The organism is Streptomyces sp. NPDC047971 (genome assembly GCF_040653355.1).
Taxonomy (GTDB): Bacteria; Actinomycetota; Actinomycetes; order Streptomycetales; family Streptomycetaceae; genus Streptomyces.
This window is the reverse complement of the sequence record NZ_JBEZNW010000066.1, coordinates 21,423-29,355: the sequence shown is the minus strand read 5'-3', so window position 1 is coordinate 29,355 and position 7,933 is coordinate 21,423. Positions and strand designations below refer to the sequence as shown.

6 protein-coding genes are annotated in these 7,933 nt (G+C 73.2%); 1 reads left to right on the top strand and 5 read right to left on the bottom strand.

The genetic code is table 11. The features are described 5' to 3' along the window. Positions 1-87 precede the first annotated feature (87 nt). The 4 genes from AB0D99_RS34330 to AB0D99_RS34315 form a co-directional block, all read right to left on the bottom strand. Entirely contained in the window at positions 88-861 is a 774-nt protein-coding gene (locus tag AB0D99_RS34330; RefSeq protein ID WP_362371653.1) for a calcium-binding protein, read from the bottom strand. 123 nt (positions 862-984) lie between these two features. Then, complete coding sequence (locus AB0D99_RS34325) at positions 985-1,368, bottom strand: VOC family protein (RefSeq protein ID WP_362371650.1); 384 nt, start codon at positions 1,366-1,368, stop codon at positions 985-987. 42 nt (positions 1,369-1,410) lie between these two features. Beyond that, positions 1,411-2,754 carry a glycosyltransferase 87 family protein gene (locus AB0D99_RS34320; RefSeq protein ID WP_362371647.1) on the bottom strand — a complete coding sequence of 448 codons (1,344 nt, stop codon included), beginning with the start codon at positions 2,752-2,754 and terminating at the stop codon, positions 1,411-1,413. Between the two features lie 28 nt (positions 2,755-2,782). Next, entirely contained in the window at positions 2,783-3,775 is a 993-nt protein-coding gene (locus AB0D99_RS34315; RefSeq protein WP_362371644.1) for a LysR family transcriptional regulator, read from the bottom strand. A gap of 143 nt (positions 3,776-3,918) precedes the next feature. On the opposite strand from AB0D99_RS34315, the gene AB0D99_RS34310 reads away from it, so the two are divergent. Beyond that, complete coding sequence (locus AB0D99_RS34310; protein WP_362371641.1) at positions 3,919-4,485, top strand: dihydrofolate reductase family protein; 567 nt, start codon at positions 3,919-3,921, stop codon at positions 4,483-4,485. Positions 4,486-4,646: 161 nt separating this feature from the next. Here AB0D99_RS34310 and AB0D99_RS34305 read toward each other — a convergent pair whose 3' ends face one another. Then, positions 4,647-7,841: a molecular chaperone Hsp90 gene (locus AB0D99_RS34305; protein ID WP_362371638.1), complete on the bottom strand. Its 3,195-nt coding sequence runs from the start codon at positions 7,839-7,841 to the stop codon at positions 4,647-4,649. Positions 7,842-7,933: the final 92 nt, after the last annotated feature.

Below are 7,933 nucleotides of genomic sequence, written 5' to 3'. Positions count from 1 at the left end.
TCCGACAACGTCAACTCGGCCTTCGGCCGCCCCGTCCGCGCCATGCAGCAAGCCTACACATCTGAACAGAATTCCCGACTCAGAATACTAGCGGACGTCGATGAAGTCGGCGTTCGAGAGGTAGGGCTGAGCCCAGGTGGTGGCCGGGTAGTACCAGCGCCAGTAGCCGTCCGCCGAGGCCGTCACCGAGCTCTTCAGATGACCGGTGGAGTTCGTCTTCACGGTCCGCACGGTGGTGTACGCCTTGCACGGGTTCGCGCAGTACTGCAGCTGGACCGACTGCCCGGACAGACCGGTCCAGGTGTTGGTGTCCCAGTTGGCCGCGGTGAGCCGGCCGTAGGCGGTGAGGGCGGCGCCCTTGCGCACCGGCTCGGGGCCGGCGTCCATCGTCACGACCGTCTGGCGGCGCAGGGCGACGGACGGGAAGTACCCGCTCTGGAAGTCCCCGTCCTTGGCGTCCACCTGGGCGTAGGCCACCCAGCCGTTGGGGCCCGCCGACCTGCTGGTGATCATGTCCGAGCGCGGGTCGAGGGTGAAGGCGCGGGAGCAGGTCTTCACCGTGCCCGAGCCGGAGCAGGTGGCTCTGCCGGCGACGTGGAACCGCACATCGTCGCCGAACCGCTGCTCCAGATCCAGCCATACGTCCGTCAGCGGGGAGTCCTCGCTGATGGTGGCGGTGACCGTCACCTGCTTCGCCGCGGTGCCGAGGACGATGTCCTTGCCGCCGTTGACGACGACCTTGGTGATCCGCAGATTACCGGTGGCGGCCTGGGCGGACGGCGCGACGAGGGCGGCGGTCGCCAGGCCCCCGACGGCCAGCGTGGCCGCGAGGCCGGTACGGAAGAGCGCGCGCAGGCGCATGGGGTCCCCCCTGGGACTCGTACGAACGGAATCCGGCCCCCCGGCCGGATCATGAAGGTGCGAGGAGTGTACGGCCCGTGGGGTTTCGGCAACGCCCGTGGTCAGCGGGTTCGGGGGTGGGCGTCAGAGGGGCTTGAGGCGGGTGTGCAGGAGGCAGAACTCGTTGCCCTCCGGGTCCGCCAGGACGTGCCAGTTCTCCTCGCCGGTCTGGCCGACGTCGGCCCGCCTGGCGCCGAGGGCGAGCAGCCGCTCCAGTTCGGCGTCCTGGTCGCGGTCGGTGGGGCTGACGTCGATGTGCAGGCGCAGCTTGCCGGTCCGCGGGGCGTCGCTGGGGCTGAGGATCAGGATGGGCAGCGGACCGCCGAAACCGCCGTCGGCCGGCCCGATCGCGATGGATCCGTCCTCCTCCCGTTCCTGTTCGACATAGCCGAGGACCTCGCTCCAGAACGCGGCGAGCCGCTCGGGGTCGGCGCAGTCGATGACCAGTTCGCTGATTCGGCATGCCATGCCCGGCAGTGTAGGCGTGGCACGGCTGGGTGAACGGGCTTCCTAGGAGGGGTCCTTGGCCGTCGCCGTCCACAGGCGGCGGCAGGAGAGGACGGCCGCCGTGAGGAGGAGGCCGTTGCGGGCGACCATCAGCGTGTTGCCGAGGGCCGTGCCCTGCATGACCTCCAGGTAGTGGAGCGGGTACGCGAACGCCGTCACCGCGGTCGCGGCGAGCAGGACCCACGCCACCGGGCGCTGCGTGGTGAGCCGGGAGGTGAGGCAGACCGCCGCCAGGCCCAGCAGCCAGACCATGTACTGCGGGCTGATCACCCGGCTGGTGACGGTGAACAGGAGGATCGCGGTGAGCGCCGCGTCGAACGGGGTCGCCTCCGTCCACCGCGAGGCACGCCCCCGCCAGAACATCAGCCAGCCGAAGGCGGCGGCCGTCGTCATCAGTGACAGCTGGGCCACCGTCGCCACCTGCTCGCCGGCGAACTCCAGGGCTCCGTAACGCGTCTCGACCCAGATCGGCATTCCCGATGCCCGCATCAGGGACAGCACCGTGCCGCCCAGCGACTCGATCTGGACGCCCCGGGCGCCCTGCTGCGTCAGGAAGTCGAAGCTGTGCCGGAAGGCCACGGCGAGGACGGTCAGCAGCGCGGCGGCGGTCGCGGCGGCGGAGATCCAGGCGTCCCTGGTGGTCCGGCCCCGTTCCGTACCGATCAGGGTGAGCAGCGGCCACACCTTGATCAGGGCTCCGAACGCGGCCAGCGCCCCGCCGAGGCGCGGGCGGCGACGGCCGGCGAGCAGCGCGAGGACGGCCAGGGCCGTCACCTGGATGTCGAACCGCCCGTGCGGCAGGTTGAGGAGCATGGGCAGCCCGGCGGTCCACAGCCAGGCCCCGGCGAGCCTGCGGCCTGGGCGGGCCAGAGCCACCGTCACCACCGCGTCGGCGACGAGCGTGAGCACGAGGAACGCGGCGAAGTAGTCGAGGAAGGGCAGCAACGACGGGGAGAGGAACAGCAGTCCGGCGCCCGGCGGGTACTGCCAGGTGACGTCGCCGACGGGGAAGGAGCCGTCGGCCAGCTGCGCGGACCACCCGGGGTAGAGGAACGCCACCTCGGAGGAGACGTTGCTGACGCCGATGTCGTCCTGGACCAGCAGGTACACCATGACGAGCCGGGTCAGGAGCCAGGCCGTCCCGATCGCCGCGTACGACCTCCCGGTGGTCCAGGTCGCGGCCCAGGCGTCGGCGCGTCGCGCCGCCCCGTCCAGGGCGCGAGCCGCCGGTCCACGGCCGGGGCCGCGGTCTTCCTGCCGAGGGGGGACGGCCGGGTCGGAGGTGGCCCGGTCGGGGCCCTCCTCGGAAGGGGCGCCGCCCAGCAGGCCGGCCTTCTGCTGCGTCATGAACCGGGAATATAGATCGATATCACCACTATTCTCCGGAGCGGTCCGCCGATCTCTGGGCACGTCCCCCGTCGGGCGGGCAGTCACAGGGCCAGTTGGCCCCGCCGGGACCGGACCGGACGGCGGACGGCGCCAGCTCGTCGACGACGTCCAGGAAGGGAAGGAGCAGAGGGTTCCGGCCGGCGGCGGGCCACATGAGGCCGTAGTCGACGGTCGGGGCGTCGCGCAGGGGCACGAAGGCCAGCCCGGGCCGGGCATGGAACCGCTCGGCCCGGGCGGCGACGGGGCTGACGCCCGCACCGGTGGCCACGTGCACCAGGAGTTCCGACCAGTAGTTCGTCGCGGGGCCCTGCGGAATCGGGCGGCCGGCGGGAGTCCGGCGGGGGAAGTGACGGTCCATCCAGTAGCGGGGGACGTGGGCGTCGGCGAGGGTGACCAGCACGCAGTCGGCGAGGTCCTCCAGCGAGACGGACTCCCTCATGGCGAACGGGTGATCCGCGGGAACCATGAGCGCCCGGGGTTCCGCGAACACCGACCGTCCCGTGACGATGTCCGGTTCGACGACGGGGAAGGCGGTCAGCTGCACGTCGACGGTGCCGGCCCGCAGCCTTCCGAGGGGATCGCACAGCTGGATCTCCCCGGTCTCGACCTCGCAGTCCGGGTGTCGCGCGCGCAACAGGTCCGCGGCCCGCACCACGAGGTTCCCGCACCACGGCGCGGACCAGCCGACCCGCAGCACCCCCCTGGCCCGCTCGCCCCGCCCTGCCGCGATCGCCCGGGCCAGACCGAGGCCGATCCGTTCGTACGCGGGCGACAGGTCGTCACGGAGCCGCCTGCCCACGTCGGTCAGCGCCACGCTGCGGCTGTTGCGGGTGAACAGCGCGGCACCGACACGGCGTTCCAGCCTCTTGATGGTCTGACTGATACGGCTCTTCGTGACGTGGAGGCGCTCCGCCGTCCTGCCGAAGTGCAGTTCCTCGGCCAGCGTGAGGAACGCCTCCAGCTCCAGTCGTTCCAGCATGCGTCTCCTCGTCGTGCGGCCGCGCTCAGTCGTGTAGCCACGCTCAACGGAGCGTGCTCTCTTCCGGTCTTGTCGGCCGATCGGCCGATCTCGATGCTGGGGTGACCCGCTCGACGGGCCCGAGACCGAGGAGCCGAACAGCCATGCGCAAGATCGTCAATTCGACGTACCTCTCCCTCGACGGAGACATCGAGAAGCTCGACCAGTGGTCCTTCGACCACTGGAGCGACGACCTGGAGCGGTACGCCCACAAGCTGCTGTTCGCCGCCGACGCCCTGTTGATGGGGCGCGAGACCTACGCGAACTTCGCCCCGGCGTGGTCGGAGCGGGCCGGCTCCGACGCCTTCGCCGACCGCATGAACGGCATCGACAAGTACGTGGTCTCCTCGACCCTCTCCGAAGGCGACTGGGGCGCCACCACCGTCATCCCCCGGGACGAGGCCGTCGAGGCGATCACCGAACTGAAGGCACGGCCGGGCGGCGACATCCTCATGTACGGCTTCGGACCCGTCGCCAAGACCCTGCTGGCCCACGGACTGCTCGACGAGATCCACTTCTGGGTCCACCCGGTGATCGCGGGCGGCGGAAGCCTCGCCGCCGACGGATTCCGGGACCGTCTGCGACTCATCGGCACCGAGGTCCTCGACACCGGCGTCGCGGTGCTCGTCTACGCACCCGCGACCGAGGGGTCGGCGGCCTCGACGGGATGAGGACGGTGACGCGCACTGCCCCTCCTCGACCGCCAACCTGACGAGACGATCCGTATCGTCTCGTTAGATACTATGCAGTCGGCCGGCCCTGCTGGTCAAGAGGAAACGGCCGGGGCCCCTTCCCGGGGCCCCGGCCGTCCGTTCCGATCAGGAAGAGCGCTCTAGTCGAACCAGCGGTCCCTGGCCAGTTCCGCCGTCCTCGACGGGTCCTCCAGCAGGGCCGCCACCTCGAAGCGGCGGGGCCACTGGCCGGCCGCCCAGGCCAGACCCGCGGCGACGCCCTCCAGGGTGGCGGCGTGGATCGTGCCGTCGGGGGTGCGACGCCAGTCGAGTTCGACGCCCGCGGCGCGGAGCTCCTCGTGCTCGACGTACGAGTCCGGGGTCGCCGGCCCGAGGAGCGCGTGCACCGAGAGCGGCACCTCGTGCTCCTCGCCGACCGTGGTGACCTCGGCCTCCACGGACTCGCTCAGCCGCCGCACCTGGAACAGCTCCGCCAGATCGGCCGCCCGCGACGGGGAGACCGGCAGCAGGGGCAGCCCGCCGGCCAGCGGGAGGAGGTCGGGGGCGTCCGCGACCAGCGCCTCGGAGGCGTCGACCACCAGCAGCTCCCCGTCCACGACCGCGCGCAGCTCGTCGGGGAGGGTGACCTGCTCGGGGTCCAGATCGGCGAGCGCGGTGTACAGCGCGTGCAACTGCGCGCCGGTCACCTCACGCTCCGGGGAGGCGAGCCGGGCCAGGAGCTCCGCCGCGCCGCCCGGCTCGTCGAGGAGCGCGGTGACCGAGGTCCGCACGCCCAGGGCCCGCAGGACCTGCTCGTCCTCGAAACCGGTCGCGTCGGCGGAGTCGTACAGGCCGGCGAGCAGCGGGTCCGTACCGGCGGCCCGCAGACCGGCCGGGCGGCGACCGTCGAGAACCGGGTGGTCGCGGAGCCACCAGGCGGTGTACGACCGTACGGTCTCGGTCGTCCCGTCCGGCATCAGGATCCGCACCGGCTGGGTGAGCGCGTCCCGCAGCGGCGGCTGCGCGAGCAGGGCCAGCGCCTGCGGCCAGGCGTCGTCGTCGACCAGGTCCAGGTCCCGTACGGCGACGATCTCGGTCGCCACCGGTGGCACGACGGCCTCCGGAAGCCGGTCGAGGACGTCCTCGCACCACACATCGACCGCGTCGAGCAGCCCGGCGTCGTCGGGCTCGGCGAAGTCGCTCTCACGGGGTTCGAGCTCGTCCGGGTCGAGGACGAGGTCGGTGGCCCGGACCAGGGCGAAGTTGGCGAGCACCCCACAGGCGGCGAGCGGCTGCTCACCCCAGCGCTCGGCCAGCTCGGCGTCGCAGAGCGCCAGTTCGTCCTCGCGCATCACGGCGGCGAAGGCGCTGCCCGGCAGGACCAGCTCACCGGCGGGGGCGAGTTCGCCGTCCTCGTCGGGCAGGGCGAGGGCGCCGAGCCACGGCTCGTCGCCGGGCTCCAGTTCCGCGTCCCGGACGAGCGCGAGGACCGTCTCGGCGAGCTCGTCGGCGTCCAGGGCGTCCGCGTCCTCGTCCCAGATCTCCCCCGCGTCGAGGGAGCCGGCGACCGCGGCTCTGACCTGAGGAGTCGTCAGCACGGCGCGGGGCGTGGCGGGCAGGGCCCCCAGCTTCTCCAGGAGGGGGTGGGCGGCGTCCGGGTGGGCCACCTTGAGGCCGAGCCGGGCCAGGTCGGCGGGGGTGTGGTCCTGGGGCAGCAGGACGTGACGGGGGCCGATGGTGGTCCTGATCCGGGAGCCGGGCTTCTCCTCGCGGTCCTCGTCCGGGCTCTCGTCGTACGGACGCTCGGCGTCCCCGCCCGCGAGCGGGACGGGCAGGCCCGTGAGCCGGTCCGGGTCCACGCCGGCCAGCGAGTCGTACAGCTGCCACCACCACGACGGCGCCCGGTCCACCCCGGCCAGCCGGTCGATCGCCTCCGTCAGCGGCACCCGTCCGATGCCCAGCGTGCGCAGCTCGGGCCGCCGTTCCAGACCCGCGGGCAGCAGGGTCGGGAAGACCTCCGCCAGGACGGCGACGGTGTCGGCGCCGGCGCCCTCCACCACCTCCGCCTCGACGGGCCGCAGGGCGGGCACGTCCTCGGACGGCGCCTCGGGGGCCAGGAAGGCCACCCTCGGCAGCCGCTCCAGGATCGCCGCGCGCAGCGCCCCGTCCAGGGCGCCCTTGCCGAGCAGCCCGGGCACCAGGTCGATCGTGGCGACTGTCACCGGCTGCCAGTCCGCGAGGAGTTCGGCGTACGCGTCGGCCGCCCGCTCGACCAGGAAGTCGGTGAGCGGCCCGGGTGCCGGGTGGCGGCGGGCGGTGTCGAGCGGCAGCGAGGCGATGAGGAGGGCGGGCAGGCCGAGCGGTTCGTCGGTGGGGGTGGGGGCGTGGACGACGGGCGCGGTACGGGGGCTCAGCGGAGCGCCGTCGCCGTCGACGGGCACGGCCCAGGTCACCGACCAGTGCGGGCGCAGCCGCTCCTCGACCGGCCGGTCCTTCAGCAGGGCGGGGTCGAGGGGGCCGCCGTGGCTGACGGTCCGCCAGCGGTGGGTTCCGGTGGCGGAGTCGGCGATGTGGACGTGCCCGCCCTCCTCGGAGCGGCGGAGCGTCCGTACGCCCTCGGAGGTGTCGACCACGACCTCGGCGAGGCCGGGGAGGGTGAGGAGGAGGGCGTCGTCGATGGAGTCGAGGAGCCGTTCGGCGAGGTCGACGGCGGCGGAGTCGCGCAGCGGGAGCACGACGACGGTGTCGTAGCCGTCCGGTGCGGTGCCCTCGGCGGGCAGCGGGAGGCGCAGCAGCGGAACGTGCCCGTCGCGGCGACGCAGTTCGTCGCCGAGTCCGGGGCTGTGCCGGGCGACCTCGGCGGCCAGCTCGCGGGCCTCGGCGAGGGACCAGCGGACACCGCCGTGGCGGCCCAGGACCGCGGGTTCGTCGGAGACGGCGAGGACGGCGGCGAAGCCGACGCCGAAGCGGCCGACGGCGCCCGTGTCCTGCTCGCCGCGCTTCGCGGAGGCGCGGAGCGTGGACAGGGACTCGACACCGGTGGCGTCCAGCGGGGCGCCGGTGTTGGCGGCGGCGAGGATCGCGGGGGCGTCGGGGCCCGCGGCGTGCAGGGTGAGCCGGAGCCTTCCGGTCACGCCCGCGCGACGGGCGGCGTCGGCGGCGTTCTGGGCGAGTTCGACGACGAGGCGGTCGCGGTAGCCGCCGAGGGCGAGGTCCTCCTCGGCGTTGGCGTCCTCCCGGAACCGGGCGGGCCCGGCGCCCCAGGAATCGAGCACGCCTCTCCGCAGCCGGGCGGTACCGAAGGGGTCGGCTCCGTCGGTCGACGTCCTGACGCTGAAGCTCACGTCTGACTCCACTCTGCGGGGCGGGATTGTGCCGGGGCCCGAAGGTACCGCGACCTGCGAGTCGGCGAACGCCACGGGGCCGGGCCCCCGCCGACCCGGGGCGA

Bases quoted from the DNA above. Each gene is read 5' to 3' on its own strand.
- AB0D99_RS34315 (WP_362371644.1), bottom strand. From the start codon at position 3,775: ATGCTGGAACGACTGGAGCTGGAGGCGTTCCTCACGCTGGCCGAGGAA.
- AB0D99_RS34310 (WP_362371641.1), top strand. From the start codon at position 3,919: ATGCGCAAGATCGTCAATTCGACGTACCTCTCCCTCGACGGAGACATC.
- AB0D99_RS34320 (WP_362371647.1), bottom strand. From the start codon at position 2,754: ATGACGCAGCAGAAGGCCGGCCTGCTGGGCGGCGCCCCTTCCGAGGAG.
- AB0D99_RS34325 (WP_362371650.1), bottom strand. From the start codon at position 1,368: ATGGCATGCCGAATCAGCGAACTGGTCATCGACTGCGCCGACCCCGAG.
- AB0D99_RS34330 (WP_362371653.1), bottom strand. From the start codon at position 861: ATGCGCCTGCGCGCGCTCTTCCGTACCGGCCTCGCGGCCACGCTGGCC.